The organism is Streptomyces katrae (assembly GCF_002028425.1).
Lineage (GTDB): Bacteria > Actinomycetota > Actinomycetes > Streptomycetales > Streptomycetaceae > Streptomyces > Streptomyces katrae_A.
Genome location: NZ_CP020042.1, coordinates 3,947,776 through 3,973,728, shown reverse-complemented (window position 1 = coordinate 3,973,728; position 25,953 = coordinate 3,947,776). Strand labels below are relative to the sequence as shown.

Annotated in this window: 22 protein-coding genes and 1 riboswitch; of the genes, 11 read left to right on the top strand and 11 right to left on the bottom strand. The window is 71.1% G+C overall.

The window, feature by feature from the left end; all coding sequences use genetic code 11:
- The first annotated feature begins 35 nt into the window (after nt 1-35).
- Nucleotides 36-917, top strand: coding sequence for a Cof-type HAD-IIB family hydrolase (locus B4U46_RS18050; RefSeq protein WP_185117306.1), 882 nt, complete (start codon nt 36-38; stop codon nt 915-917).
- Nucleotides 918-933: 16 nt separating this feature from the next.
- Here the strand turns inward: B4U46_RS18050 and B4U46_RS18045 are convergent, their stop codons facing one another.
- From B4U46_RS18045 to B4U46_RS18030, 4 genes are read right to left on the bottom strand one after another with little or no spacing between them, the layout of a single operon-like run.
- Nucleotides 934-2,670 (bottom strand): GAF domain-containing sensor histidine kinase, encoded by a 1,737-nt coding sequence (locus tag B4U46_RS18045; RefSeq protein ID WP_079428702.1) that lies wholly within the window; start codon nt 2,668-2,670, stop codon nt 934-936.
- Nucleotides 2,671-2,707: 37 nt separating this feature from the next.
- Entirely contained in the window at nt 2,708-6,247 is a 3,540-nt protein-coding gene (gene cydD, locus B4U46_RS18040) for a thiol reductant ABC exporter subunit CydD (RefSeq protein WP_079428700.1), read from the bottom strand.
- 45 nt (nt 6,248-6,292) lie between these two features.
- Entirely contained in the window at nt 6,293-7,294 is a 1,002-nt protein-coding gene (gene cydB, locus B4U46_RS18035) for a cytochrome d ubiquinol oxidase subunit II (RefSeq protein WP_079428698.1), read from the bottom strand.
- A gap of 18 nt (nt 7,295-7,312) precedes the next feature.
- Nucleotides 7,313-8,818 (bottom strand): cytochrome ubiquinol oxidase subunit I, encoded by a 1,506-nt coding sequence (locus B4U46_RS18030; RefSeq protein WP_079428696.1) that lies wholly within the window; start codon nt 8,816-8,818, stop codon nt 7,313-7,315.
- Nucleotides 8,819-9,033: 215 nt separating this feature from the next.
- Between B4U46_RS18030 and B4U46_RS18025 the strand changes: the two genes are divergently transcribed.
- Nucleotides 9,034-9,402 (top strand): cyclophilin-like fold protein, encoded by a 369-nt coding sequence (locus B4U46_RS18025; protein WP_079428694.1) that lies wholly within the window; start codon nt 9,034-9,036, stop codon nt 9,400-9,402.
- Nucleotides 9,403-9,423: 21 nt separating this feature from the next.
- On the opposite strand, the gene hisC is transcribed toward B4U46_RS18025, so the two are convergent.
- Complete coding sequence (gene hisC, locus B4U46_RS18020) at nt 9,424-10,503, bottom strand: histidinol-phosphate transaminase (protein ID WP_079428692.1); 1,080 nt, start codon at nt 10,501-10,503, stop codon at nt 9,424-9,426.
- A 362-nt stretch (nt 10,504-10,865) separates the two neighbouring features.
- Here hisC and B4U46_RS18015 point away from each other — a divergent pair, with 362 nt between their 5' ends.
- The 4 genes from B4U46_RS18015 to B4U46_RS18000 all read left to right on the top strand — a co-directional run bounded on the left by B4U46_RS18015 (nt 10,866) and on the right by B4U46_RS18000 (nt 15,734).
- On the top strand, nt 10,866-11,981 hold the full coding sequence (locus B4U46_RS18015; protein WP_079428690.1) for a LacI family DNA-binding transcriptional regulator: 1,116 nt from the start codon (nt 10,866-10,868) through the stop codon (nt 11,979-11,981).
- A gap of 217 nt (nt 11,982-12,198) precedes the next feature.
- Nucleotides 12,199-13,380: a metallophosphoesterase gene (locus B4U46_RS18010; RefSeq protein WP_079431835.1), complete on the top strand. Its 1,182-nt coding sequence runs from the start codon at nt 12,199-12,201 to the stop codon at nt 13,378-13,380.
- Nucleotides 13,381-13,529: 149 nt separating this feature from the next.
- On the top strand, nt 13,530-14,360 hold the full coding sequence (locus tag B4U46_RS18005; RefSeq protein ID WP_079428688.1) for a hypothetical protein: 831 nt from the start codon (nt 13,530-13,532) through the stop codon (nt 14,358-14,360).
- Nucleotides 14,361-14,609: 249 nt separating this feature from the next.
- Nucleotides 14,610-15,734, top strand: a complete 1,125-nt coding sequence (locus B4U46_RS18000; RefSeq protein WP_079428686.1) for a glycosyltransferase — start codon at nt 14,610-14,612, stop codon at nt 15,732-15,734.
- Between the two features lie 74 nt (nt 15,735-15,808).
- Here the strand turns inward: B4U46_RS18000 and thiC are convergent, their stop codons facing one another.
- A complete protein-coding gene (gene thiC / locus B4U46_RS17995; protein ID WP_079428684.1) occupies nt 15,809-17,596 on the bottom strand; it encodes a phosphomethylpyrimidine synthase ThiC in 1,788 nt (595 codons plus the stop codon).
- Nucleotides 17,591-17,735: riboswitch (TPP riboswitch) on the bottom strand. (Overlaps the previous gene by 6 nt.)
- Before the next feature lie 39 nt (nt 17,736-17,774).
- Between thiC and B4U46_RS17990 the strand changes: the two genes are divergently transcribed.
- Nucleotides 17,775-19,214 (top strand): YibE/F family protein, encoded by a 1,440-nt coding sequence (locus B4U46_RS17990; RefSeq protein WP_079428682.1) that lies wholly within the window; start codon nt 17,775-17,777, stop codon nt 19,212-19,214.
- A gap of 36 nt (nt 19,215-19,250) precedes the next feature.
- Here B4U46_RS17990 and B4U46_RS17985 read toward each other — a convergent pair whose 3' ends face one another.
- The 4 genes from B4U46_RS17985 to B4U46_RS17970 all read right to left on the bottom strand — a co-directional run bounded on the left by B4U46_RS17985 (nt 19,251) and on the right by B4U46_RS17970 (nt 21,441).
- Nucleotides 19,251-19,703, bottom strand: coding sequence for an SsgA family sporulation/cell division regulator (locus B4U46_RS17985; protein ID WP_079428680.1), 453 nt, complete (start codon nt 19,701-19,703; stop codon nt 19,251-19,253).
- A 97-nt stretch (nt 19,704-19,800) separates the two neighbouring features.
- Nucleotides 19,801-20,547 (bottom strand): IclR family transcriptional regulator, encoded by a 747-nt coding sequence (locus B4U46_RS17980; RefSeq protein ID WP_079428678.1) that lies wholly within the window; start codon nt 20,545-20,547, stop codon nt 19,801-19,803.
- Nucleotides 20,548-20,724: 177 nt separating this feature from the next.
- The gene (locus tag B4U46_RS17975) at nt 20,725-20,943 is read right to left on the bottom strand and encodes a DUF5326 family protein (RefSeq protein WP_079431834.1); all 219 of its coding nucleotides are present in this window, start codon (nt 20,941-20,943) and stop codon (nt 20,725-20,727) included.
- Between the two features lie 180 nt (nt 20,944-21,123).
- Nucleotides 21,124-21,441, bottom strand: a complete 318-nt coding sequence (locus tag B4U46_RS17970) for a cupin domain-containing protein (RefSeq protein WP_079428676.1) — start codon at nt 21,439-21,441, stop codon at nt 21,124-21,126.
- 93 nt (nt 21,442-21,534) lie between these two features.
- Between B4U46_RS17970 and B4U46_RS17965 the strand changes: the two genes are divergently transcribed.
- The 4 genes from B4U46_RS17965 (at nt 21,535) to B4U46_RS17950 (ending at nt 24,708) form a co-directional block, all read left to right on the top strand.
- A complete protein-coding gene (locus B4U46_RS17965) occupies nt 21,535-21,915 on the top strand; it encodes a phage holin family protein (protein WP_079428674.1) in 381 nt (126 codons plus the stop codon).
- A gap of 2 nt (nt 21,916-21,917) precedes the next feature.
- A complete protein-coding gene (locus B4U46_RS17960) occupies nt 21,918-23,084 on the top strand; it encodes a cystathionine gamma-lyase (RefSeq protein WP_079428672.1) in 1,167 nt (388 codons plus the stop codon).
- Nucleotides 23,085-23,258: 174 nt separating this feature from the next.
- Entirely contained in the window at nt 23,259-24,167 is a 909-nt protein-coding gene (locus tag B4U46_RS17955; RefSeq protein WP_079428670.1) for a LysR family transcriptional regulator, read from the top strand.
- 61 nt (nt 24,168-24,228) lie between these two features.
- Complete coding sequence (locus tag B4U46_RS17950; RefSeq protein ID WP_079428669.1) at nt 24,229-24,708, top strand: NUDIX domain-containing protein; 480 nt, start codon at nt 24,229-24,231, stop codon at nt 24,706-24,708.
- Between the two features lie 33 nt (nt 24,709-24,741).
- On the opposite strand, the gene B4U46_RS17945 is transcribed toward B4U46_RS17950, so the two are convergent.
- On the bottom strand, nt 24,742-25,926 hold the full coding sequence (locus tag B4U46_RS17945) for a globin domain-containing protein (RefSeq protein WP_420543162.1): 1,185 nt from the start codon (nt 25,924-25,926) through the stop codon (nt 24,742-24,744).
- Between the last annotated feature and the right edge of the window lie 27 nt (nt 25,927-25,953).

Genomic DNA, 25,953 nt, shown 5'->3' with positions numbered 1-25,953 from the left:
ATCTCTGGCCGATCTTGGTGAACGGGTGGGAACCCATGGGCGAAGATGGAGCCGTGACCTCGGCTCCCCAGCGCCCGGACGGGCCCTTCCCCGCACCCCGGCTCATCGCCACCGACCTTGACGGCACCCTGCTGCGCGACGACAAATCCGTCTCGCTGCGCACGGTAGCCGCCCTCGCCGCCGCCGAGGAGGCCGGGATCGAGGTCTTCTTCGTCACCGGACGCCCGGCCCGCTGGATGGACGTGGTCAGCGATCACGTGCACGGGCACGGCCTGGCCATCTGCGCGAACGGCGCCGCCGTGGTCGACCTGCACGCCGGACGGGAGTTCGTCCAGGTACGGGCTCTGCCCCGGACCACCGCGCTCACGGTGGTCGAGACCCTGCGCGCGGCCGTCCCCGGCGCCTCCTTCGCGGTCGAGACGACCACCGGCATCAACTACGAGCCGGCCTACCCGCCCTTCTTCCAGGACCCGGGGGCCACGGTCGCCACCGCCGAGAAGCTGCTGCGCGAGGAGACGGACGACAGCGCCGCGCCGGTCCTGAAGCTGCTCGCGCACCACGCCGAGCTGGCCCCGGACGAGTTCCTCGCCCTGGCCCGGTCGGCCGCCGGAGCCTACGCCGCCATCACCCGCTCCAGCCCGACCGCCCTGCTGGAGATCAGCGAGCTCGGCGTGTCCAAGGCCAGCACCCTGGAGCTGTGCTGCTCCGAGCGCGGTATCTCCCCGGCCGAGGTCGTCGCCTTCGGCGACATGCCCAACGACGTCGAGATGCTGCGCTGGGCAGGGACCTCCTACGCCATGGGCAACGCCCACCCGGACGTGATAGCGGCCGCCTCCGGCCGCACCGTGGCCAACAACGAGGACGGCGTGGCCGTCGTGATCGAGCGCATCCTCGCCGAACGCGCCGCGCACGCCTGACCCGCCCGGACAGGGTCTAGAGCGGGGCCTCCCACACCAGGGCGGTCCCGCCGGCGTCCTCCCCGATACCGGGGCCGTACCAGCTGGAGCCGCCCAGGGACTCGGCCCTGCGGCGCAGGTTCCGCAGACCGCTGCGCCGCCCGCCCTCCGGGATCCCCACCCCGTCGTCGGCGACCTCCAGCCGCACCCCCGGCCGGCCGTCGGCCAGGCTGATGGTGGAGTCGACCACCACCTCGATCCGGGATGCGTCAGCATGACGGAATGCGTTCGACAGGGCCTCGCGCAGGGCCGCGATCAGGTTCTTGCCGACCAGCTCACCCACGGCCGCGTCGATCGGGCCGATGAACCGGTGCGCGGGCTTGAAGCCCAGGGGGACGGCGGCCATGTTGATCTCCCGCAGGACGCGGGTGCGCAGCCCCGACGGGGCCTCCGCCGGACCCTGCTGGAGTGCGAAGATCGCGGTGCGGATCTCCTGGATCGTCACGTCCAGCTCGTCCACGGCCTTGCCCACACCGTCACGGACCTCCGGGACGATCGAGCGGCGCTGCGCGCCCTCCAGCATCATCCCGGTGGCGAACAGCCGCTGGATGACCAGATCGTGCAGGTCACGGGCGATCCGGTCACGGTCCTCGAAGACCGCGAGCCGTTCCCGGTCGCGCTGCGCCTCGGCCATCATCAGCGCGAGGGCGGCCTGCGAGGCGAACTGCGTGGCCAGGGTCCGTTCCGCCTCGGTGAAGGGCTTCTGCCCCCGGGCCCGCGGGGTGACGAGCGCCCCCAGCACCCGTCCGCCGCTGTGCAGCGGCAGCATCATGCAGGGCCCGTACTGGCTCGTGAGCCGGCTGATCATGCGGGGATCCGCGGAGACGTCTTCCACGAAGACCGGTTCGCCCTGGAGGAGTTTGACGACCACCGGGCTCTCGGCCGGGACCACCACACCGAGCGAGGTGGCCGGGTTGTCGGCGGAGACGGCGACGATCTCCATGCCGCCCTCCTCCGCCGGCAGCATCACGATCCCGGCCGCCGAGTCGGCGAGGTGGCGGGCCTGTTCAGCGACCACCGCGAGGGCGTCGTCCGCGTCCCCGCCCGACAGCAGGGCGGTCGTGACGGCCACCGATCCGTCGATCCACCGCTCCCGCTGGGTGGCGGCCTCGTACAGCCGGGCGTTGCCGATGGCGATGCCCGCCTCCGTGGCCAGCACGCGGACCATGTGGACGTCGTAGTCGTTGAACTCGCCGCCGCCGTTCTTCTCGGCGAGGTAGAGGTTGCCGAAGATCTCCCCCTGCACCCTGATGGGCACGCCGAGGAAGGTCTTCATGGGCGGATGGTGCGGGGGAAAGCCGGCCGAGCGGGGATCCTTCGACAGGTCGGCGAGCCGCACCGTGTCGGGATGGGAGATCAGCGCGCCCAGCAGACCCCGCTTGCCGTCGGGCCGGCGGCCGATCCGCTTCGCCTGCTCGGGGCCGAGGCCGAAGGTCACGAAGTCCGAGAGCCCGGGGCCGTCCGGGTCGACGACACCGATCGCCGCGTAGCGGGCGTCGGCGAGCTCGGCGGCCGTCTCGCAGATGCGGTCGAGCGTGGAGTGCAGTTCGAGACCGGTCCCAACGGAACGCATGGCCTCGAGCAGTTGCGGTACCCGGGCGGTCAGCTCGGTGGACAGCCCTTGCAGGCTGCGGGTCGCCCGGGTGGCGGCCTCCATCGGGTCCTGTGCTTCCCGGGCGGGCTCCGGCGATTCCTGGGACTCCTCCACTGACATGCTCTTGAGCCTAGTTAGTCCTGTTTAGGAGGGAAAGTCAGCTCGTACAGTCGGCCGGAATCGCACCTGCCCGCCGCTCGCGCTCCAGCAGGTTCCGCAGCGGACCCTCGACCTGTGCCAGCTCCGCGTACGCCCCTCGCTGCACGACCGCTCCCCGGTCCAGCACGAGGACCTCGTCGACCGCCGCCAGCCCGGCGAGCCGGTGGGTGATCAGCACGGTGGCCCGGCCTTCGGTCGCCGCCAGCAGGTCCGCCGTCAGGGCGTCCGCGGTCGCCAGGTCCAGGTGCTCGGCCGGCTCGTCCAGGACGAGGACCGGGAAGTCCGCGAGCAGGGCCCGGGCCAGGGCGAGGCGCTGGCGCTGGCCGCCCGAGAGCCGCTGCCCGTGCTCGCCGACCAGGGTGTCGAGCCCGTCCGGAAGCCCGTCGGCCCATTCCAGCAGCCGGGCCGCGGCGAGCGCCTCCCGCAGGTGTGCCTCGCTCGCGCCGGTGCGGGCGAGGCGCAGGTTCTCGCGTACCGAGCTGTCGAAGATATGGGCGTCCTGGGCGCACAGCCCCACGAAGCGGCGTACGCCGTCGCCGTCGAGGGCGCGCGCGTCCGCCCCGCCCAGGGTGTACGAGCCGTCGCTCGGATCCAGGAACCGCATCAGGACCTGGGCCAGCGTGGTCTTGCCCGAGCCCGAGGGCCCGATGACCGCGATGCGCCGGCCGGCCTCCAGGGTCAGGTCCAGGCCGTGCAGGGCGTCCCGTTCCTGGCCGCCGTGGCGGGCGGCGAGCCCCGTCAGCCGCAGCGGGAACGGCGAAGAGGGCAGTTCCCGCGGCTCGGCCGGTTCGACGACGGGCTCGGGCGCATCGATGACCTCGTAGACCCGCTCGGCGCTGCGCCGCACCCGCTGCCGGTACTGGACGGCCAGCGGAAGCCCGGCGACCGCCTCGAACGCGGCGAGCGGGGTCAGTACCACCACCGCCATGGCCACGCCGGACAGCCGTCCGTCCGCCACGGCGCCCGCACCGGCGAACGCGGCACACACCACGGTGAGCCCGCACACCAGGGCGGACAGCCCGCCGCCCAGTCCGGCGGCCGCGGCCCCGCGCGAGGCGATCCGGGTGAGCGCCCCGTCCGCGTCCCGCGCCCGGGCCTTCCGCTCGGCGAGGGCGCCGGCGACGGTGAGTTCCGCGGTACCCGTCAAGAGGTCGGCCACCCGGGTGGCGAGCTCGCCCCGGGCGGGTGCGAGCCGCCGCTCCGCACCGCGCGCGCAGGCCCCGCTGACCAGCGGAACCCCGACACCGGCCACCAGCAGCCCCACGCCGAGCACCATGCCCGCCCCCGGCAGCAGCCAGGCCGTGAACGCCACCGATCCGGTACCGACGAGGACCGCGGTGCCCACCGGCAGCAGCCAGCGCAGCCAGTAGTCCTGGAGTGCGTCGGCGTCGGCCACCAGCCGGGAGAGCAGGTCCCCGCGCCGCTGTTCGCGCAGTCCGGCGGGCGCGATCCGCTCCAGCCTCCGGTAGACCGCGACCCTGAGGTCGGCGAGCATCCGCAGGACGGCGTCGTGCGACACCAGACGCTCGGCGTAGCGGAAGACGGCCCGCCCGAGCCCGAAGGCGCGGGTCGCCGTCACGGCCACCATCAGGTAGAGCACGGGCGGCTGCTCGGAGGCCCGGGAGATCAGCCACCCGGACACGGCCATCAACCCGACGCTGCACCCGACGGCCAGCGCTCCGAGCAGCAGGCCCAGCCGGAACCGGCCCTGCCAGGCGGCGGCCACGGCCCGCACCCGGCGCAGCGGGTCGCCGCCGCCCGAGTCCGCGTTCCCGCCGCCGGTCCGCTCCCGCGCGGTCCCGAGGATCCACTCCCCGGGGTCGGACGCTTCCGCCGGGGTGCGCGGGGCGGCCGCGGTGGCCGGCACCGCGAGCGCGCCCTCCGCGGTACCGTCCGTGGCGCCCTCGCCCACCGCCACCACCCGGTCGGCGACGGCCAGCAGTGCCGGGCGGTGCACCACGAGGAGCACGGTCCGCCCGGCCGTGAGACGTCGTACGGCCTCCACGACGGCGGCTTCGGTCTCCCCGTCCAGTGCCGCGGTCGGCTCGTCCAGCAGCAGCACCGGCCGGTCGGCGAGAAAGGCCCGCGCCAGGGCCAGCCGCTGGCGCTGTCCGGCGGACAGGCCGGCGCCGCCCTCGCCGAGCAGGGTCTGCGTCCCGCGCGGCAGGGCGGAGACGAACTCCCAGGCCCCTGCGTCACGCAGCGCCGCTTCCACCGCGGCGTCGTCGGCCCCGGACCGGGCCAGGCGGACGTTCTCGGCGATGGTTCCGGCGAACAGGTGCGGTCGCTGCGGCACCCAGGCGATCTGCTCCCGCCACTGTTCGAGGGAGAGCCCGGCCAGGTCGGTGCCGTCGACCCGTACCCGCCCGGACGTCGGTGCGACGAACCCGAGCAGCACGTTCAGGAGGGTGGACTTGCCCGCCCCGCTCGGGCCGGTGAGCGCCACGCACTCGCCCGGCCCGACGACGAGGGACACCGGACCGGGGGAGGAGGCGGCGCGCCCCTCGTGGCGGACCTCGACCGCGTCGAGCTGGATGACCGGCCCGCCGGCCGGAACCGGAGCGCCGGCGCCGGCCCGGGGGGCCGGGGTCTCGAGGACGGTGAAGATCTCCTCGGCCGCGGCCAGTCCCTCGGCGGCCGCGTGGTACTGGGCGCCGACCTGGCGCAGGGGCAGATAGGCCTCCGGCGCGAGGATCAGGATGACGAGGCCCGTGTACAGGTCGAGTTCGCCGTGCACGAGCCGCATGCCGATGGTCACCGCGACCAGGGCCACCGACAGGGTGGCGAGCAGTTCGAGGGCGAAGGAGGACAGGAAGGCGATGCGCAGCGTGCGCATCGTGGCCTGGCGGTAGTCGTCGGTGATCCTGCGGATCGATTCGGCCTGCGCCTTGGCCCGGCCGAAGACCTTGAGCGTCGGGAGCCCCGCCACCACGTCGAGGAAGTGCCCCGACAGCCGGGACAGGAGCCGCCACTGGCGGTCCATCCGGCTCTGGGTGGCCATGCCGATGAGGATCATGAACAGCGGAATCAGCGGCAGGGTGACGACGATGATGGCCGCGGAGACCCAGTCCTCGGTGACGATCCGGGCGAGGACCGCCGCCGGCACCACCACCGCGAGCCCCAACTGGGGGAGGTAGCGGGAGAAGTAGTCGTCGAGCGCGTCCACTCCCCGGGTGGCCAGGGACACCAGGGAGCCGGTCCGCTGGCCGCCGAGCCAGCCGGGCCCCAGATCGGCTGCCCGGTCCAGGAGCCGGCCGCGCAGCTCCGACTTCACCGCCGCGCCGGCCCGGTGTGCGGCCAGTTCGGTGAGCCAGGCGACCAGGGCGCGCCCGAGCGCCACCGCCGCGAGCAGCAGCAGTGGCGACCGGAGCGCCCCGGCGTCGAGTCCCCGCTCGAAGGCGCCGACCACGATCTCGGCGATCAGCATCGCCTGGCCGACGACCAGCCCCGCCCCGGCGAGCCCGAGGGCCACCACCGCCCCCAGGAAGAGGCGGGTGGAACGGGCGTACCGGAGCAGGCGCGGGTCGATCGGTTTCACGTGAAACATCCCCTCGGCAGGGTCGGGCGGGGTGACGCGCGCGGATCAGTGCGCGTCGGCGATGTGCTGCGTACCGATCCGCTTGCGGAACACCCAGTACGTCCAGCCCTGGTAGAGCATCACCAGCGGGGCCGCCACACCGGCGCACCAGGTCATGATCTTCAGGGTGTACGGGGTGGACGAGGCGTTGGTGACCGTGAGGCTCCATGCGTCGTCCAGCGAGGACGGCATGACGTTCGGGAACAGCGTCAGGAAGAGCATCGCGACCGCCGCCGCGATGGTGATCCCGGACAGGGCGAACGACCAGCCTTCACGGCCCGCCAGGTTGCAGCCGAGCGCGGCGGCCAGCGCGATCACGGCGACGGCCATGGCGATCAGGCTGCGGCCGTCGCCGCGCGAGACCTGGGTCCAGATGAGGAAGGCCAGGGCCAGTACGGCCGTCACCACACCCAGCCGGGTGGCCAGTGCGCGCGAGCGGTCCCGGATGTCACCGACGGTCTTGAGCGAGGCGAACACCGCACCGTGGAAGGTGAACAGCGTGAGGGTGACCAGCCCGCCCAGGAGCGAGTACACGTTGAGCAGGTCGAAGAGGTTTCCGACGTACTCCATGTGCTGGTCGATCTTCACACCGCGCACCATGTTGGCGAAGGCCACCCCCCACAGGAAGGCGGGGATCAGCGAGGCCCAGAAGATGGCGTGTTCCCAGTTGGTCTGCCATCTGTCCTCGGACCGCTTGTGCCGGTACTCGAAGGCGACGCCGCGGATGATCAGGCAGACGAGGATGAGCAGCAGCGGCAGGTAGAAGCCGGAGAAGAGCGTGGCGTACCACTCGGGGAAGGCCGCGAAGGTGGCACCGCCCGCGGTGAGCAGCCAGACCTCGTTGCCGTCCCAGACGGGGCCGATCGTGTTGATCAGGACCCGCTTCTCGGCGCGGTCGCGCGCCAGGAGCTTGGTGAGTACGCCGATGCCGAAGTCGAAGCCCTCCAGGAAGAAGTAGCCGGTCCACAGGACGGCGATGAGTACGAACCAGACGTCGTGAAGCTGCATGGTGTGCTCCTTCCTGCCTCAGTACGAGAAGGCCATCGGCCGGTCGGCGTTCTGGTCGTCCCCGCCGATCCGGGCCGGCGGGTTGAGGTCGGCCTCCGTCAGCTCGGGCGGGCCGGCCTTGACGTACTTCACGAGCAGCCTGACCTCGATCACGGCGAGGACGGCGTAGAGCGCAGTGAAGCCGATCATCGAGGTGAGCACCTCGCCCTGCGAGACGTTCGGCGAGACGGCGTCCCTGGTGCGCAGCACTCCGTAGACCACCCACGGCTGACGGCCCATCTCGGTGAAGATCCAGCCCCAGGAGTTGGCGAGCAGCGGGAAGCACATGGTCCAGAGCGCGACGAGCCAGTACAGCTGCGCGAACCGCGGGCTGAGCGCCTTCTTGAAGAGGACGAGATGGGGAACCTCGTCCTCTCCGGTGCGCAGCCCGGGCGGCAGCAGGAAGCGCTTGCGGGTCAGCCACAGCCCCAGCACGCCGATGCCGAGGGAGGCCATGCCGAAGCCGATCATCCAGCGGAAGCCCCAGTAGGCGACGGGGATGTTGGGCCGGTAGTCACCGGGGCCGAACTTCTCCTGTTCGGCCTTGTTGACGTCGTTGATGCCCGGGACGAAGGAGTCGAAGTCGCTGTTCGCGAGGAACGAGAGCACGCCCGGGATCTCTATGGCCACCTTGTTGTGGCCCTTGTCGACGTCGCCGTAGGCGAAGACGGAGAAGGGCGCGGGGGCCTCGCCGTCCCACAGGGCCTCGGCGGCGGCCATCTTCATGGGCTGCTGCTTGAACATCACCTTGCCGAGCATGTCGCCGCTGATGGCGGTGCCCATACCGGCGATGATCATGACGACCAGGCCGACCCGCAGCGAGCTGCGCATCACGGGGATGTGCTTCTTGCGCGCGAGGTGGAAGGCGGAGATGCCGACCATGAAGGCGCCGCCGACCAGGAAGGCGGCCGTGATGGTGTGGAAGAACTGGGTTAGCGCGGTGTCCTGGGTGAGGACGCGCCAGAAGTCGGTGAGCTCGGCCCGGCCCCGTTCCTCGTTCATCCGGTAGCCGACCGGGTGCTGCATCCACGAGTTCGCGGCGAGGATGAAGTACGCGGACAGGACGGTGCCGAGGGAGACCATCCAGATGCAGGCCAGGTGGATCTTCTTCGGCAGCTTGTCCCAGCCGAAGATCCACAGGCCGATGAAGGTCGACTCGAAGAAGAAGGCGATCAGCGCTTCGAAGGCGAGCGGCGCCCCGAAGATGTCGCCCACGAACCGCGAGTAGTCCGACCAGTTCATACCGAACTGGAACTCCTGGACGATGCCGGTGACCACGCCCATCGCGATATTGATCAAGAAAAGCTTGCCCCAGAACTTCGTGGCCCTGAGGTATTTCTCCTTCTCGGTCCGCACCCAGGCGGTCTGCAGGCCGGCGGTCAGCGCGGCGAGCGAGATCGTGAGCGGAACGAAGAGGAAGTGGTAGACGGTGGTGATGCCGAACTGCCAGCGCGCCAATGTCTCAGGCGCCAAAGCTAGGTCCACGTCGTCTTCTCCTTGTCGTCGCCGTGGTCACAGCGGGCAGTCTGCCTGGCGGGTTCCACCCATAGCGGGAGGAAGCAGGACACGCTTGTGAACGCGTTCACATTCACAAGCATTATGTCCTACAGGCTGCGGCCGGAAACGAGGGGGGTTCCCTTTGGGGGCTTCACCGCCCCGGACCCCTAGCCAAGAAATTCAACAGATTGTTGAATGTGGCCATGCAGATTCGAATCTCATGGCCCGCGGGCCTGCTCACGGCGACCCTCGACGAGACCCCGACCAGCAAGGCGCTGGCCACGGCCCTCCCCATCTCCGCCTCCGCGAACACCTGGGGCGAGGAGGTCTACTTCGACACGGGCGTCTCCGTGGCTCTGGAGCACGACGCCCGGCAGGTCGTGGAGCCCGGCACCGTCGCCTTCTGGACCGAGGGCGACGCCCTCGCACTGCCCTACGGCCCCACGCCCATCTCACGCGGAGGCGAGAGCCGCCTGGCGAGCCCCTGCAACGTGCTCGGCTCGTTCGACGGCGACCCCCGCCTCCTGGCCACCGTCCGCGACGGCGACCCCATCCGTGTGGAACTGGTCTGACGACCACAGCTCCTCAGGGGCTTACAGCTCCTTGAAGAAGGCCTCCGCCGTGTGCAGGAAGAGGTCGTTCGCCTCGGTCTCACCGATCGTGACCCGAAGGCCCTCGCCCGCGAAGGGCCGGACCACCACACCGGCCTTCTCGCAGGCCGCCGCGAACTCGGCGGTCCGCTCCCCCAGCCGCATCCAGACGAAGTTGGCCTGCGTGTCCGGGACCGTCCAGCCCTGGGCCAGCAGCGTCTCGTGCACCCGGTTGCGCTCGCACACGAGCGCCCCGACGCGCCCCATCAGCTCGTCCTCGGCGCGCAGCGAGGCGACCGCCGCGTCCTGGGCCAGCTGGCTGACGCCGAAGGGCACGGCCGTCTTGCGCAGCGCCGCCGCGACCGGCTCGTGCGCCACCGCGAAGCCCACGCGCAGCCCGGCCAGGCCGTAGGCCTTGGAGAACGTACGCAGCACGGCGACGTTGGGACGGTCGCGGTAGAGCTCGATGCCGTCCGGCACGTCGGTGTCGCGGACGAACTCCCGGTAGGCCTCGTCCAGCACCACCAGGACGTCGGAGGGCACGCGGTCCAGGAACCGCTCCAGCTCGGCCCGGCGCACCGCGGTGCCGGTCGGGTTGTTGGGATTGCAAACGAAGATCAGCCGCGTCCGCTCGGTGATCGCCGCGGCCATCGCGTCCAGGTCGTGGACGTCCCCGTCGGTCAGCGGGACCTGCACCGACGTCGCACCCGAGATCTGCGTGATGATCGGGTAGGCCTCGAAGGACCGCCAGGCGTACATGACCTCGTCACCCGGGCCGGCCGTCGACTGGATCAGCGACTGGGCCACGCCCACGGAGCCGGTGCCCGTGGCGATGTGCTCGGCCGGCACGCCGAACCGTTCCGCCAGCTCGTTCACCAGGCCCGTGCAGGCCATGTCCGGGTAGCGGTTGAAACGGTGGGCGGCCGCGACCGCGGTCTCCAGGACCCCCGGCAGCGGCGGGTAGGGGTTCTCGTTCGAGGACAGCTTGAAAGCGACGGCCCCGCCCTCCGCGGCGGGCTTGCCGGGCTTGTAGGTGGGGATGCCGTCCAGCTCGGCGCGCAGCTTCGGGCTCTTCTCGCTCACCGCAGGTCCTCCTCGACCGTCCCGTCGACGTCTCCGTCGACTCAATACTGCTCACCTTATGAGGATTCCGCCGATCCGAGAATGGCGGGCGCCAGGAACACAGGGGGAGCGCGCGCATATATGCGTGCGCCGGTGGCCCGCGCCGTGGCGCGCGTCCCTCGTGCAGGTGAGTTGCGAACGGCCCGGGGCCGCCGCGTTTTGGCATGCTCGTACCCGCCGACAGGCCCCACCCTTGGCTCGCATCGCCAAATACCTTCAATTCCAAGGTCATTGGGGGTGGCGAACCAAGCAGAATCGTGCCTGTCAACCCGTGCATATGCACCTGAACCACCCTGCCCTCCGAGCCCTACTATCGGCTCGCCATGACAGCAGCAGGGAAGCATCACGTGAGCCGGGCCGAGACCACCCGGCGGGTCGGCGGCCGACAGGGCCGCGCCGGCATCAGGGACGTGGCCGCCGCGGCGGGCGTGTCCATCACAACCGTCTCCGACGCGCTCAATGGCAAGGGGCGGCTGCCAGACGCCACCCGCCGCCACGTCCGCGAGGTGGCCGACCGGCTGGGCTACCGGCCATCCGCCGCCGCCCGCACCCTCCGCACCGGAAAGTCGGGCCTCATCGGCCTCACCGTGACGACGTACGGGGATGAACCTTTCACCTTCACCGAATTCGCCTACTTCGCCGAGATGGCGCGGGCCGCGACCTCCGCCGCCCTCGCACGCGGCTACGCCCTCGTCATCCTCCCGGCCACCTCACGGCACGACGTCTGGTCCAACGTGGCCCTGGACGGCACCGTCGTCATCGACCCCTCGGACCACGACCCGGTGGTCAGCGAGCTCGTCCGCCAGGGCCTGCCCGTGGTCTCCGACGGCCGGCCCGCCGGGTCCCTCCCCGTCACCGCCTGGGTCGACAACGACCACGAGGCCGCCGTGCTGGGCCTGCTCGACCACCTCGCCGCCGCCGGGGCCCGCCGTATCGGGCTGCTGACCGGCACCACCACGGACACCTACACCCGGCTCTCCACGACCGCCTACCTCAGCTGGTGCGAACGCGTCGGCCAGGACCCGGTGTACGAGTCCTATCCCGCCCACGACCCCTGCGCCGGAGCCGTCGCCGCCGACCGGCTCCTGGCCCGGCCCGACCGCCCCGACGCCGTCTACGGACTCTTCGACCCGAACGGCACCGACCTCCTCGCCGCCGCCCGGCGCTACGGGCTGCGGGTCCCCGAGGACCTGCTCCTGGTCTGCTGCAGCGAGTCCACCGTCTACGCGAACACCGAGCCGCCCATCACCACCCTCTCCCTCAAGCCGCGCCGCATCGGTACCGCCGTCGTGCAATTGCTGATCGACGCGATCGAGGGGGTCGACACCGGACGTCCCGTCGAACAGGTCGTCCCGACCGAGCTGATCATCCGTACGTCCTCGCAGCGCAGAACCCCCCGGACCACCATCAGCCCCCCGCGCTCGCCGTCCCAGGACTGACCACCGGACCGCCGTATCGGCGGGGCCGGGCGGCCCCGCCGATGATTTCAACAACCCCTATATCGGGTGAAAACGGCAGGAAGGCTTGGTTCCGCCCAGGATTCACCACCCCTGGTGCGTCACAGAGCGCGAGCCGCATTCCTATGATGGGCGCACGACATCACGGACCCTCCGCCCCAGAGGTGAGCAGGGTCCGCAGATGTACGGCAGCGCGACGGTGGTGGAGGGGTCGATGACTCAGGGGGCCGGTCAGGGACCCGCGATGCGGACGGACACGCTGCGGGACTTCCGGGTGCCCGTCAACGAACCCGCGCCGTACGCCGTGTCCGCCGGCCTGCCCGGGGAGACGCCCGTGTACGGCGAGTACCCCGCGTACTACACCCCGGAGGCCGTTCCGCAGCAGCGCACGGGCGACGCCGCCCACCCGGAGTTCCCGGCCGCCGGCCCCGAGGACGACCTCGACGGCTACACCCCCACCCAGCGCGACCTGCCCGTGATCGGGCGCGGCGCGACGGGCGGGCCCGGAGACACCGTCCAGGTCCAGTACGTCCCGCAGGAGGCCCCGGGCGCCGGCCCCGGCCCCCTCTACGTCGTGGGCGACGTGCACGGCTACCTCGACGAGCTCATCCACGAGCTCCAGGCGCAGAACCTGATCGACGCCGACTGCCACTGGTCCGCCGGCAACGCCCGGATCTGGTTCCTCGGCGACTTCACCGACCGCGGCCCCGACGGCATCGGCGTCATCGACCTCGTCATGCGGCTGTCCGCCGAGGCCGCCGCGGCCGGGGGCTACTGCAAGGCCCTGATGGGCAATCATGAGCTGCTGCTCATCGGCGCGAAGCGGTTCGGCGACACCCCCGTGAACTCCGGTGCCGGCACCGCCACCTTCCAGGCCGCCTGGCTGCTCAACGGCGGCCAGCGCGCCGACATGGAGCGCCTGGAGGACGTCCACCTCCAGTGGATGTCCCGGCTGGACGCGGCCACCCTGGCGGACGGGCACCTGCTGCTGCACTCCGACACCACCGCGTACCTGGACTACGGCGACTCCATCGAGGACGTCAACGACACCATCCACGAACTTCTCAACCGCAACGACGCCGACACCACCTGGGACCTGTTCCGGAAGTTCACCAAGCGCTTCGCCTTCCGCGACGAGGAGACGGGCCCGCAGGCCGTGCGCCGGCTGCTGGCCACCTACGGCGGCAGCCGCGTAGTCCACGGCCACAGCCCCATCCCGTACCTGCTCGGCGAGGTGGGCACCGAGGACGGCGACGAGGCACACGGGCCGGAAGCCGTCGACGGACCGCACGTGTACGCGGACGGGCTCGCCATCGCGATGGACGGCGGCGTGACAATGGCGGGCAAACTGCTGGTCCAACAACTGCCGCTGCGCGACTGAGTGTTCACCGAGCGGGGTATTTCCCGAAAGTCCCTGTCACCCCATGGCCGGGGCGCTCTACCATCGCCCTGTCCGTAGCAGGCTCTCCTCCGTTCTGCGCCGGCGCCCGGTTCTACGCGGGCAAACCGGCTCGTACGGAGCATCGGGGGATGCACATGACCAGCGGTCCGCACCTGCTCACCGAAGACCGACCCGAATTCGACCGGCTCCTCGACGAGGCGCTGCGCACGGCGGACGAACGGCCCGAGCTCGCCGCCCTCGGCGAACGGCTGAACGCCGAACAGCTGCGCACCATGGCCCTGAGCGCCATCGCACTCCTGACCGCCGCCGCTGCCGCCGAGTACACCCACTACGTGAAGGTCCGGGAGGAACTGCGCGACGAGGCCCTGTCGGGCCGCGCGAACACCGACGTGGACACCGCCGAGGACGGCGACGGCCAGGGCGACGGCGGGGGCGCGGGCGTGAGTGCCGTGGTCGCCGTCCTCGCACCGGTCCTGGCGGGCGCCGCCATGCTGATCTTCCTGCTGGTGGGCTACTGCCTGAAGGCCGTCGATCCCGAACCTGCCTTCGCACGCACGATGCTGACGGCGGGTTGGCTGTTCGGCGGGCTCACCGTGGTCGCCCTGGTCTTCGCGGTGGTCTCGCTCCTCGTGGCGGCCCTCCGCAACAGCTCCACCGAGGTGGCCGCGGAGGAGAGCGTGCCGATACCCGACGATCTCGCGCGGGCCCGGGAGGCCTGGCGCAACGCGCTGCTGGAACGGGGCATCATGCCGTTCCTGCGCGACGCGCTGGCCGACCCCACCGCCGGGACGGGCTACCCGGTGCCCCGTACGCCGGGGGCCGGGCGCATCCCCCAGCTGGGATACACCCGGCCCGACTTCAGCAGCCCGTCCGACGGCGCGCCGGGAGCGCGGCCCGGCTACTCCAGCCCGGACTTCACCAGCCCGGACTTCGGCGGCCCGGAGCACCGGCCGGACTGAGGTCCGGAGCGGTCCGGTCCGGACGGGCGGCCTGGCGGTCCGCGTCGACCGCCGGGCGAGGACCGTGTCGGCGTCTCGGCTCACCCCGTGCCGCCAATCGGGCCAACTCAGACTTTCCCGGCGTGCCGCCCCCCGGCACGCTGCCCCCGCTCCCTAAAGTCCCCGACGATCCAGCCGACCCGGCCGGCCGCGAGAACGTACGGCCCACACCAGCGGACGGGACCCGTGAGACCAAAAGTCTGTCTGAACATGATCGTCAAGGACGAGGCCCCCACCATCCGGAAATGCCTCGATTCGGTACGCCCGCTGATCGACACCTGGGTGATCGTGGACACCGGCTCGACCGACGGCACCCAGGACGTCATCCGGGACTGCTTCGGGGACCTCCCCGGCACCCTCTACGAACGCCCGTGGAAGGGCTTCGACGGCAGCAGGACCGAGGCCATCGAGCTCGCCCGCGACAGTGCCGACTACCTGCTGTTCATCGACGCCGACGACGCGATGGAGGCAGAACCCGGGTTCCGGATGCCGGAGCTGACCCTCGACGCCTACCGGATCGCCCTGCACGACGGCCCGATCGTCCACTACCGGGCGGCACTCGTCTCCACCCGGCTGCCCTGGCGTTATGTCGGCGTGCTCCACGAGTACATCGACTGCGGCGGCGAGTACAGCCTCGGAACGCTCGAAGGCGTCCACATCCTCAGCATCGGCGGAGGTGCCCGGCTCCGCGAGGAAGGTCAGCGTCAGAAGTACCTGCGCGACGCGGCGGTCCTCGAACAGGGGCTGGTCAAAGAGCCCGAGAACGCCCGCTACATGTTCTACCTCGGGCAGAGCTGGCGCGACGCGGGCGAGCAGGAGAAGTCCCTCGCCGCCTACGACCGCCGGGCGGCCATGGTCGGCTTCTACGAGGAGACCTACCTCGCGCGGGTCTACGCCGCACGGGCCGCCGCGAGGCTGGGACGGCCCTCTGCCGAGGTGATGGACCGCTACCTGCGGGCCTTCGAGAGCCGCCCGTCGCGCGCCGAGGCGATCGGAGATCTGGCGGGTCTCTGCCGAGTGGAGGAGCGATGGCCACTGGCCTACATGTTCGCCAAGGAGGCCGCCCGGATCCCCTACCCGAAGGACATCCTGTTCGTGGAGTACGCCTGGCACGAGTGGCGCGCCCTCGACGAACTCGCCATCGCCGCGTACTGGGTCGGCGAGTACCGCGAGTCCCTGGAGTGCTGCGAGCGCCTGCTGAGCGAGGGGAAGCTGCCCGACGAGCACCGCGAACGCGTCGTGGGGAACCTGGACTTCGCTCGGAAGAAGCTGGGCCGGGCGGTGTTTCACGTGAAACCGGCTGTTTCACGTGAAACATCGCCGACTTCGGCCTAGTCCACGGCCCGGCGACTCAGCAGATGCGTCCCGCGACTCCCCCAAGAGGTCGCGGGACGGCTCGTCCGGCCGGGTCAGTCCGCCAGAGGCAGGTAGACGCGGTTGCCCGAGGCGGCGAATTCGGCGGACTTCTCCGCCATCCCCGCCTCGATCTCCTCGGCCTTCAGGTCACCGCCGTGCTCACGGCGGATGTCCTGCGAGATCTTCATCGAGCAGAACTTCGGACCGCACATGGAGCAGAAGTGCGCGGTCTTGGCCGGCTCGGCCGGAAGCGTCTCGTCATGGAACTCGCGGGCCGTGTCCGGGTCGAGGGCCAGGTTGAACTGGTCCTCCCAGCGGAACTCGAACCGGGCGTCCGAGAGGGCGTCGTCCCACTCCTGGGCGCCCGGGTGGCCCTTGGCCAGGTCCGCCGCATGCGCCGCGATCTTGTACGTGATGACGCCGGTCTTCACGTCGTCGCGGTTGGGCAGGCCCAGGTGCTCCTTCGGCGTCACGTAGCAGAGCATCGCGGTGCCCCACCAGGCGATCATCGCGGCGCCGATGCCGGAGGTGATGTGGTCGTAGGCAGGCGCCACGTCCGTGGTGAGCGGGCCGAGCGTGTAGAACGGCGCCTCCTCGCAGATCTCCTGCTGGAGGTCGATGTTCTCCTTGATCTTGTGCATCGGGACGTGGCCCGGGCCCTCGATCATCGTCTGCACGTTGTGCCGCTTGGCGATCGTGTTCAGCTCGCCCAGCGTCTTCAGCTCCGCGAACTGTGCGGCGTCATTGGCGTCCGCGATGGAGCCGGGGCGCAGGCCGTCGCCCAGCGAGTACGTGACGTCGTACGCCGCGAGGATCTCGCAGAGCTCCTCGAAGTTCGTGTAGAGGAAGTTCTCCTTGTGGTGCGCCAGGCACCAGGCGGCCATGATCGAGCCGCCGCGCGAGACGATGCCGGTCTTGCGGCGGGCGGTCAGCGGCACGTACGGCAGCAGCACGCCGGCGTGGACCGTCATGTAGTCGACGCCCTGCTCGGCCTGCTCGATGACCGTGTCCTTGTAGATCTCCCAGGTCAGGTCTTCGGCCCGGCCGTCGACCTTCTCCAGCGCCTGGTAGAGCGGCACGGTGCCGATCGGGACGGGGGAGTTGCGCAGGACCCACTCGCGCGTGGTGTGGATGTTGCGGCCGGTCGAGAGGTCCATGACCGTGTCCGCGCCCCACTTGGTGGCCCAGGTCATCTTGTCGACCTCCTCCTCGATGGAGGAGGTGACGGCGGAGTTGCCGATGTTGGCGTTGACCTTCACCAGGAACCGCTTGCCGATGATCATCGGCTCGATCTCCGGGTGGTTCACGTTGGCCGGGAGCACCGCGCGGCCCGCGGCGATCTCCTCGCGGACGACCTCCGGGGAGACGTTCTCGCGGATCGCGACGTACTCCATCTCCGGGGTGATCTCCCCCCGGCGGGCGTACGCGAGCTGCGTGACGGCCTGGCCCCCGCGGCCGCGGCGCGGCAGGCGCGGGCGGCCGGGGAAGACCGCGTCGAGGTTCTTGAGGCCGCCGCGCGGCGAGGTGTGCTTGATCCCGTCGTCCTCGGGGCGCACGGGGCGGCCCGCGTACTCCTCGGTGTCGCCGCGGCCGATGATCCAGTTCTCGCGCAGCGGCGGCAGGCCGCGGCGCACGTCCGTCTCGATCTGCGGGTCGGTGTACGGACCGGACGTGTCGTAGAGCGTGACGTCCTTGCCGTTGGTGAGGTGGACCTGGCGGACCGGCACCCGGATGTCGGGGCGGGAACCCGGCAGGTATCCCTTGTGCCAGCCGGGCTGGCGCTCGGTCTGGCCGTCGGCGTTCTCGCCGACGGCAGGCGTGCGTGCATCCTGAATGGTCATGAGACCTGATCTCCCTACGCCGGCATTACCCGGTAACAGGTTCGGCGGTCGACGCAGCCTCCTCCCGTACGCAATCTCCTGCGCGTACGGTGATCAGCGCCCTCTCAGCCCGGTGCTCCGAGCTCCCGCGTTGTGCAAAGTAGCCCCCACGCTAGCGTCATCTGTGGCGTGCTGAACAGTGGGCCCCCTCATCTCTTGCGATGATCTGCCGGTGACGACCTCGCCGCCGCCCCCCAACGAGCCCACAGAGCCCCGTGGCCACACCGGTCACGAGCACGCCTCCCACGGGCATCCGGCCGGGAGCCCACCCGGGCATTCCCACGGCCACGGGCATTCCCATGGGCACGGTCCCGCCGCCCCGGTCTCCAAGCACCTGCGCCGGGTGATCTCCGCCGTACTGATCCCCTTCGCCGCCGCCGTCTTCGTCGGCCTGGTGGTGCTGTGGCCCGGGGGCGCCCCCGCCCACGAGCGGACCGGAGTGGGCTTCGACCGCCAGACGCAGCAGGGCAAGGTGGTCGCGCTCGCCGACATCGACTGCAAGTCGGTGAACGCCGCGCAGGTTCCCCCCTCCGGCAACGCCGCCGCCCCCGGGGGCGCGTCGCAAGCGGCGCCGGGCGGTGCGTGCAAGAGGGCGACCGTCGAGGTGGGCACCGGACCGGAGAAGGGCCGCGTCTTCTTCGAGATCGTCCAGCCCGGTGCGCCGCGGCAGCTCGCGAAGGGCCAGGAGGTGGTGGTCGCCTACGCGCCGGACGCGCCGCGCGACCTCCAGTACTCCGTGATCGACCTGAACCGGAAGTTCCCGATGACCCTGCTCGCGGGCATCTTCGCGGTCGCCGTGGTGGTCGTCGGCCGGATGCGCGGGCTGTTCGCACTCATCGCGCTCGTGGTCAGCTTCGGGGTGCTGACCCTGTTCATCCTCCCTGCGATCCTCCAGGGCTCCAACCCTCTGGTCGTCGCGGTCGTCGGGGCCAGCGCGATCATGCTGATCGCCCTCTACATGTGCCACGGCCTGACGGCGCGCACCTCGGTCGCCGTCCTCGGCACCCTGGTCTCCCTGCTGCTGATCGGCCTGCTGGGCTCGCTGTTCATCGACTGGGCGTTCCTCAGCGGGAACACGGACGACAACACCGGACTGATCCACGGGCTCTACCCGGACATCGACATGAGCGGTTTGCTGCTCGCGGGCGTGATCATCGGATCGCTGGGCGTCCTCGACGACGTGACGGTCACCCAGACCTCGGCCGTCTGGGAACTCCACCAGGCGGACCCGAAGATGGGCCCGCGCGCGCTGTACCGGGCGGCCATCCGGATCGGGCGCGACCACATCGCGTCCGTGGTCAACACCCTCGTACTGGCCTACGCGGGTGCCGCGTTGCCCCTGTTGCTGCTGTTCTCCATCGCGAACAGCAGCATGGGCACCGTGGCGAACAGCGAGCTGGTGGCGGAGGAGATCGTACGCACCCTCGTGGGTTCGATCGGGCTCGTGGCCTCCGTCCCCGTCACCACGGCGCTGGCGGCGCTGGTGGTGTCCGCGGACCGGCCCGGCCCTGACGCGGCCGCTCCCGTGCCGGAAGCGCCACCGGCCCGCCGGGGCCGGGGCCGGCGGCGCAAGCGCTGAGGGCCCGGGGAACGGCCCCTGGCAGGCAGGGGGCCCTCAGCCCGCGTTCTGCTCCTTCTGCTGCTGCGCCTCGGCGAGGATCCTGCCGAGTTCTTCGTCCAGGGTCTCCTCGAAGTCGCCGAGGCTGCGCTCCTGCCCGAGCGGAACGATCCGGTCGGTCCGGTCGAGGAACGCGACGAGCGGAGCGGCGCCGGCCCGGAACCGGGCCCGGTCACCGCCGACCTGGAGGCGGATGTGGACGTCCGAGAGCTCTCCCGGTTCGGTGGGGGCGATGTGCACATCGCCGTCACCGCACGGCCCGTTGATCCCGTCGAGAAGCAGTTCCCGGCCGAACGCCCAGGTCACGGGGGCGTCTCCGGGAAGGTGGAAGGTCAGGCGTACGGCGTAGGGGTCCCGGGCGTCGTACCGGAGTTCCACCGGGATCCGGAACGCGAGCTCCTCGGAAACGAGGAAGCTCATCATGACCTCTGCCTGTACCGACTCGCGCATTGCCTACCCCGCTGTAGTGGAAGTGGCCAGGAATGATCCCCCAGGGCCCTCTTGACAAGGGTGGTGGAAGCGCCAGCAGATCACAAGGAGTGAGTTTTCAGATACTGATAGAGAAGGAGAGGGTGCTCAACAGCGCGCCTACTTCACTCCGTAGTCGATCGACTACGGAGAGCAAGCGCGACTCTTGGTGAACAGGTAGAGAAATGGCCATGGTCGCGGCGGTGTCGCCGGCCGTGATCGGGATGGCCGCGCACACCGTGCCCAGGGCGTACTCCTGACGCTCGGTCACCGGCTGCATCCGCTCCAGGGAGCCGATCCGCTCCTCCAGCGCGTGCATGTCCCGCACGGTGTACGGCGTGATGCCCTCGACCGGGTGACGGTCGTAGTAGTCCCTGCGCGTCTTCTCGTCCAGCTGCCCCAGCAGGCACTGCCCGATGGCGTGCGCGTGCGCGGTGGCGCGGAAGTCGGCCCATTCCTCACAGGCCGGGTTCGCCGGGGTGTCCGAGACGCCCACGACCTCGATCTCACCCTCGCGGTAGACCGCGAAGTAGACGGGGGCCCCGACCACGTCGCGGAAGTGCGCGAGCGAGTCGAGGATCATGCTGCGACGTTTCTGCTGAAGTCCCCCGTGCCCCAGCCTGGCAGCCGCGTCGCCGAGGACGAACACCCCGCCCTCCCGGCGCAGATAACCCTCGTGCGTCAGGGTGCGCAGCAGGTGGTACGCGGTGGGGAGCGGGAGCCCGGCCTCGCGCGCCAGCTGTTTCGCCGGGGCTCCCCCGCTATGGGAAGCCGCCGCTTCCAGTAGCCGCAGCGCCCTCTGTACCGAGCCGATCAGCGTCGGCACACCGGCATTGTGGACCGGAGACACAGCTCACCCCCAGGCGTGGCGGCGGGCCCGGGGGCCCGCCGGCGCCCAGGAACGGCACGGATTGCCAGCCTATCCACCGATTGCCACGGGATGAGGGGTTTGCCGGGGCAGGTTCGCCCACCTGGCGCAATGCCCGTACGGGCACGGGACGGCCTACCAGTCGCTGGAGGAGCTCTTCGCCCCGCCGCCCGTGAACTTCTTGACCACGAAGATCAGGCCGCCCACGAGTGCCGCGAACAGCAGCACCTTGAAGGCGAAGCCGATCAGCGTGCCGATGATCGTGGTGATGATGCCGCCGAAGACGAAGAGCGCCAGCAGCGGAACGGCGACCCACTTGACCCACCACGGCGTGCCCGCGAACATCGCTCGGATCCCGTCCATGCCCTTACCTCTTCCTCGTCCTCGCCGGTGCCCCTGGCGGTCTCCCTGGCGTCTTCCTTGGTCTCGAGCTTAGGAGCCGGAAGGGCGGGACGGGGGCCCGTAAGCCCCCGGAACCCCCTGACCCGCCCCCTAGGGGGATCAGGGGGACGACCCTCAGTGCGCCGGGCCTGCTCAGGCCTCCGGCGGGGAGAAGACCACCAACACCTTGAGCGGCTCGGTGATGTGGTGGAACCTGTGCGCCACCCCCGCCGGGACGTAGACGACGCTGCCGTTCGCCACCGTCGTCGTCTCCTCCCCGACCGTGATCGAGGCGCGGCCGCTCACCACGAAGTACACCTCGTCCTGTCGGTGCGGCTGCTGCGGGTCGCTCTGCCCCGCGTCCAGCGAGTAGAGCCCGACCGACATGTTCCGCTCTCGCAGGAACTGCAGGTAGGCGCCGTCGTTGGCAGCTCGTTCCGCTTCGAGCTCGTCCAGCCGGAAGGCCTTCATGTCCCTTGTGCCCCTTGCCCTTGCCCAGTGGTGCCGCGAGATCCGCTGATCTGCCGATGTCCGGCCCGGATGTTCTCTGCCACGATCAGACACATGACGAATTTCGTAGTCAAGACGCTCGCCAACGCGGGGGCCCTGGCCGTCGCCATCTGGCTGCTCTCCGGAATCACCCTCGACGACGGAAGCACCCTCGGGCGCCGGGCGCTGACGCTGATCCTGGTCGCGCTCGTCTTCGGCCTGGTCAACCTCATCGTCAAGCCCGTGGTGAAGCTGCTCTCGTTCCCGCTCTTCATCCTCACCCTGGGCCTGTTCACCCTCGTGGTGAACGCCCTGATGCTGCTGCTGACCTCGTGGGTGGCCAAGCAGGTCCACCTCAGCTTCCACGTCGACGGCTTCTGGACCGCCGTCCTCGGCGGCCTGATCATCTCCGTCGTCTCCTGGGCCCTGAACCTCGCCCTGCCCGACAAGGACTAGCCGTGACCGGACACCCCGCCGAGGACGCGGCCGTGGCGGTCCCGTACGGCGACGGCACCCGGGTGGTACGCGCCGGACTGCCCGAACCCGTCAAGAACGAGCCCCCACTGCCCGGCCCCGTCTTCGCCGCCCACTTCCACCTCCCCGGCGAGGTGACGGGCCCGTACACCTACGGCCGCGACACCAACCCCACCTGGACCCTGCTGGAACGCGCGATCGGCGAACTGGAGGCGCCCGGCGGTGAGGACGTGGACACGGTGGTCTTCGCCTCCGGCATGGCCGCGGTCTCCGCCGTCCTGCTTTCACAGGCCCGCGCCGGGGACACGGTCGTCCTGCCCGACGACGGCTACCAGGCGCTGCCCCTGGTCCGGGAGCAGCTGGAGGCGTACGGGGTCCGCGTGCGCACCGCGCCCACCGGCGGGGACGCTCAGCTCACGGCCCTCGACGGGGCCCGGCTGCTGTGGATCGAGACGCCCTCCAACCCGGGGCTCGACGTGTGCGACGTACGGCGCCTGGTGGACGCCGCGCACGGCGCGGGCACCCTCGTCGCCGTCGACAACACCCTCGCCACCCCGCTCGGGCAGCGGCCCCTGGAGCTGGGCGCGGACTTCTCCGTCGCCAGCGGCACCAAGGGGCTCACCGGCCACGGCGACCTGCTGCTCGGCTACGTCGCCTGCCGCGACCCCGAGCTCGCCGCCGGCGTCCGCCGCTGGCGCAAGATCGTCGGCGCCGTTCCCGGCCCGATGGAGGCCTGGCTCGCCCACCGCTCCCTGGCCACCATCCAGCTGCGGACCGAACGCCAGTGGGCCAACGCCCTCTCCGTCGCCGAGGCCCTGGCCGGCCGTCGCGAGGTGACCGGGCTGCGCTACCCGGGGCTCACCTCGGACCCCTCCCACAAAACGGCGGCCCGGCAGATGAGCGGTTTCGGGTCGGTGGTCTCCTTCACCCTCCCCGACCGCGCGCACGCGGAACGCTTCATGTCCGCCCTGCGCCTGGTCGAGGACGCCACGAGCTTCGGTGGGGTGCGTTCCACCGCCGAACGGCGCGGACGCTGGGGCGGCGACGCCGTGCCGGAGGGCTTCATCCGCTTCTCCGCCGGCGCCGAGGACCCCCGGGACCTGGTCGCGGACGTGCTCCGGGCCCTGGACCAGGCGGGTTCCGGGTCCTGAGGCCAGGGGAAGCGGTCCGAGCCTCCCCCCTGGTGGCTCGGACCGCGCCGGGTTCTCTGCCCGCAAGAACCACGTCGACAAGGCTAGTTGACTCAGCGTCAGAGTCCAATCACGGTAACGACAGGAACCTATCGGCATATTTATAGTTGAAGGCCCCCACCGAGAGGGGCCGCCATGGACCTGGCCCTGCTGCGCACGTTCGTCGCCGTCCACCGGGCCGGCTCGTTCACCCGGGCCGCCACGCTCCTCGGGCTGTCCCAGCCCGCGGTCACCTCCCAGATCCGCACCCTGGAGCGGCAGCTCGGCCGCCCCCTGTTCCACCGCCGCGCCCGCGGCGTCACCCCGACCGCCATCGGCGACGAACTGGCCCACAAGGCCGCCCCGCACCTGGACGCCCTGCTGCGGATCGCCGAGACCGAGCGGCAGAGCGCCGGAACCGTGCGCACCCTGCACCTCGCCGGACCGCCCGAGTTCCTGACCCTGCGGGTGCTCCCCGCCCTCGCGCCCCTCGTCGGCCACGGCCAGACGCTGCGCACGGTCTTCGCGGCCGACTCCGAGGAGAACCTCGCCGGGCTCGCCGCCGGCCAGCACGACCTGGTCGTCACCACCGCGCGGCCGCGGGGCGGGCCGTTCTCCGCGGGCGCCCTCTGCGACGAGGAGCAGGTGCTGGTCGCCGCGCCCTACTGGGCCGCCCTCGCCGACCCGGGCGAACTGCTCGCCAAGGGGCCCCAGGCCCTGGACGGGATCCCCGTCGTGGAGGTCCACGAGAGCCTGCCGCTGGTCACCCGCTACTGGGCCGCCGTGTTCGACGCCGTACCCGGCTCCGCCTCGGACACCGCCGCCACCGTCGTGGCACCCGACCTGCGGGCCGTGCTGGAGTGCGTCCGGGCCGGCGCCGGACTCGCCGTCCTGCCCCGCTACCTGTGCCAGGACGCCCTCGACCACGGCCAGGTCGTCGCCCTGCTGGAACCCCCCGTACCCCCGCTGCGCACCTGGTTCCTCGTCGTACGGACCGGTAGTCTCGCCCTCGCCCACCTGGCCCGCGCCCATGACCGCCTGCTGCGCGCCGCCGCGCACTGGTGAGCCCCTCGCGTTTCGGACGATGGCGCGTTTCAGAAGCCCGGACGTGGGCCACTCTTCTCCCATGACCGAACGTCCCGTGGTCAAACGCACCGCCCGAGCGATCCTGCTCGACGGTGACGACCTGATCCTCATCAAGCGCACCAAGCCCGGCGTCGACCCGTACTGGCTCACCCCGGGCGGCGGTGTGGAACCCTCCGACGCCACCGTCGTGGACGCCCTCCACAGAGAACTCGACGAGGAACTCGGCGCCAAGATCACCGACGTGGTGCCCTGCTTCGTCGACACCGTCGAGCACATCGCCTCGGGGGGAGTGACCGGGGTCAAGGTGCAGCACTTCTTCGTCTGCCACCTCGAATCGATGGACCCCGGACGGCGGCACGGCCCCGAAGTGGACGAGCCGCAGGGCGAGTACGAGATCGTCCGCGTGCCCTTCAGCCGCGTCGGCATCGCCGCGGTCCACCTCGTCCCGCTCTCGCTGCGCCACTACCTCGACGGCAACATCGAGGGGGTGCGCGCCATGCACGCCCCCGACCTGGGCTGAGCGGCCGGGGGGGCGGGCGGGCCCGCGCCGGTCTCAGCCGGCGACGCCCGCCAGCTCCTCGAGCGCGTCGTAGCGGATGCGTTCGCCCGGGATCCCGATCCGCTTGAGCGCGTCCACACCGCTGCGGATCATCGCGGGCGGCCCCGAGATGAAGGCGTCGTAGGAGCTCCAGGGCCCGTTCTCGCCGACGGCGTGCGGCAGCTGGCCCGCCATCCCCTCCCCGATCACCGGGCGTACCGACAGCCAGGGATGGGAGCGCTGCAGGCCCAGCAGGGTGTCCTTGTCGTACAGGTCGTCATCGCTGCGCGCCCCGAAGAAGACTTCCACCGGCCGGCGTTCGCCGTGCCCGGCCACGTCTTCGATCAGTGCCTTGATCGGGGCGATGCCGGTCCCCCCGCCCAGGCACAGCATCCCGTTGTCGGTGCTGTGGTCCACCACCATCGACCCGGCCGGCGGTCCCAGCCGCAGAACGTCGCCCGGGCGGGCGCGGCGCACCAGGGCGTTGGAGACCCAGCCGGCCGGCACGGCCTTGACGTGGAAGGACAGCAGCCCGTCGGCGCGCGGCGCCGAGGCGAAGGAGTAGTGCCGCCAGACGCGCGGCCACCACGGGGTCTCCAGGCTGGTGTACTGCCCGGCGAGGAACGGGTACGGCTGGTCGGGGCGGACCGTCAGAACGGCGATGTCCGAGGTGCGCAGGTCGTGGGAGACCACCTCGGCGTGCCACCAGGCCGGCGCCCGCGTCTCGTCCTCCGCCGCCGCGTCGATCATGGTCTGGGAGATGGCGGTGTACGCGCGCACCCACGCGGCTTCCGTCTCCGGGCCCCAAGTGAGCTCCGCGTACCTGGCCAGCGCCCCGATCAGCGCCTCCCCGACGGCCGGATAGTGGCCGGCCAAGGTGCCGTACTTGCGGTGCCCGGTGCCGAGCCGTCGCAGGTACGGGGTGAGCACCGCCGGGTCGTCGATGTGCTCCGCGGCGGTCAGCAGCGCCTTCAGCAGGCGGTCCCGCTGGACGTCCATGGCCGCGGGGAACATCTGCCGCAGCTCGGGATGCCCCGTGAAGACCAGGGCGTAGAAGTACGAGGTGACCTTGTCGGCGACGGGAGCGACCTCGGCAAGGGTCCGGCGGATGAGGACGGCGTCCGGGGAGGGCTCGGTCGCACCGCCCCCGGAAGGTATCCAGCCCGTCGGTCTCGCCGATCTGGTGGGCGGAAGGTCCATGCGGTGCCTCGCTTCGAGCATCTCGGT

Coding starts and splice junctions, on each gene's coding strand:
- B4U46_RS18050 (WP_185117306.1), top strand. CDS start 36: ATGGGCGAAGATGGAGCCGTGACCTCGGCTCCCCAGCGCCCGGACGGG.
- B4U46_RS18045 (WP_079428702.1), bottom strand. CDS start 2,670: ATGTCAGTGGAGGAGTCCCAGGAATCGCCGGAGCCCGCCCGGGAAGCA.
- cydB (WP_079428698.1), bottom strand. CDS start 7,294: ATGCAGCTTCACGACGTCTGGTTCGTACTCATCGCCGTCCTGTGGACC.
- B4U46_RS18025 (WP_079428694.1), top strand. CDS start 9,034: ATGCAGATTCGAATCTCATGGCCCGCGGGCCTGCTCACGGCGACCCTC.
- B4U46_RS18015 (WP_079428690.1), top strand. CDS start 10,866: ATGACAGCAGCAGGGAAGCATCACGTGAGCCGGGCCGAGACCACCCGG.
- B4U46_RS18005 (WP_079428688.1), top strand. CDS start 13,530: ATGCACATGACCAGCGGTCCGCACCTGCTCACCGAAGACCGACCCGAA.
- B4U46_RS18000 (WP_079428686.1), top strand. CDS start 14,610: ATGATCGTCAAGGACGAGGCCCCCACCATCCGGAAATGCCTCGATTCG.
- thiC (WP_079428684.1), bottom strand. CDS start 17,596: ATGACCATTCAGGATGCACGCACGCCTGCCGTCGGCGAGAACGCCGAC.
- B4U46_RS17985 (WP_079428680.1), bottom strand. CDS start 19,703: ATGCGCGAGTCGGTACAGGCAGAGGTCATGATGAGCTTCCTCGTTTCC.
- B4U46_RS17970 (WP_079428676.1), bottom strand. CDS start 21,441: ATGAAGGCCTTCCGGCTGGACGAGCTCGAAGCGGAACGAGCTGCCAAC.
- B4U46_RS17965 (WP_079428674.1), top strand. CDS start 21,535: ATGACGAATTTCGTAGTCAAGACGCTCGCCAACGCGGGGGCCCTGGCC.
- B4U46_RS17955 (WP_079428670.1), top strand. CDS start 23,259: ATGGACCTGGCCCTGCTGCGCACGTTCGTCGCCGTCCACCGGGCCGGC.
- B4U46_RS17950 (WP_079428669.1), top strand. CDS start 24,229: ATGACCGAACGTCCCGTGGTCAAACGCACCGCCCGAGCGATCCTGCTC.
- B4U46_RS17945 (WP_420543162.1), bottom strand. CDS start 25,926: ATGGACCTTCCGCCCACCAGATCGGCGAGACCGACGGGCTGGATACCT.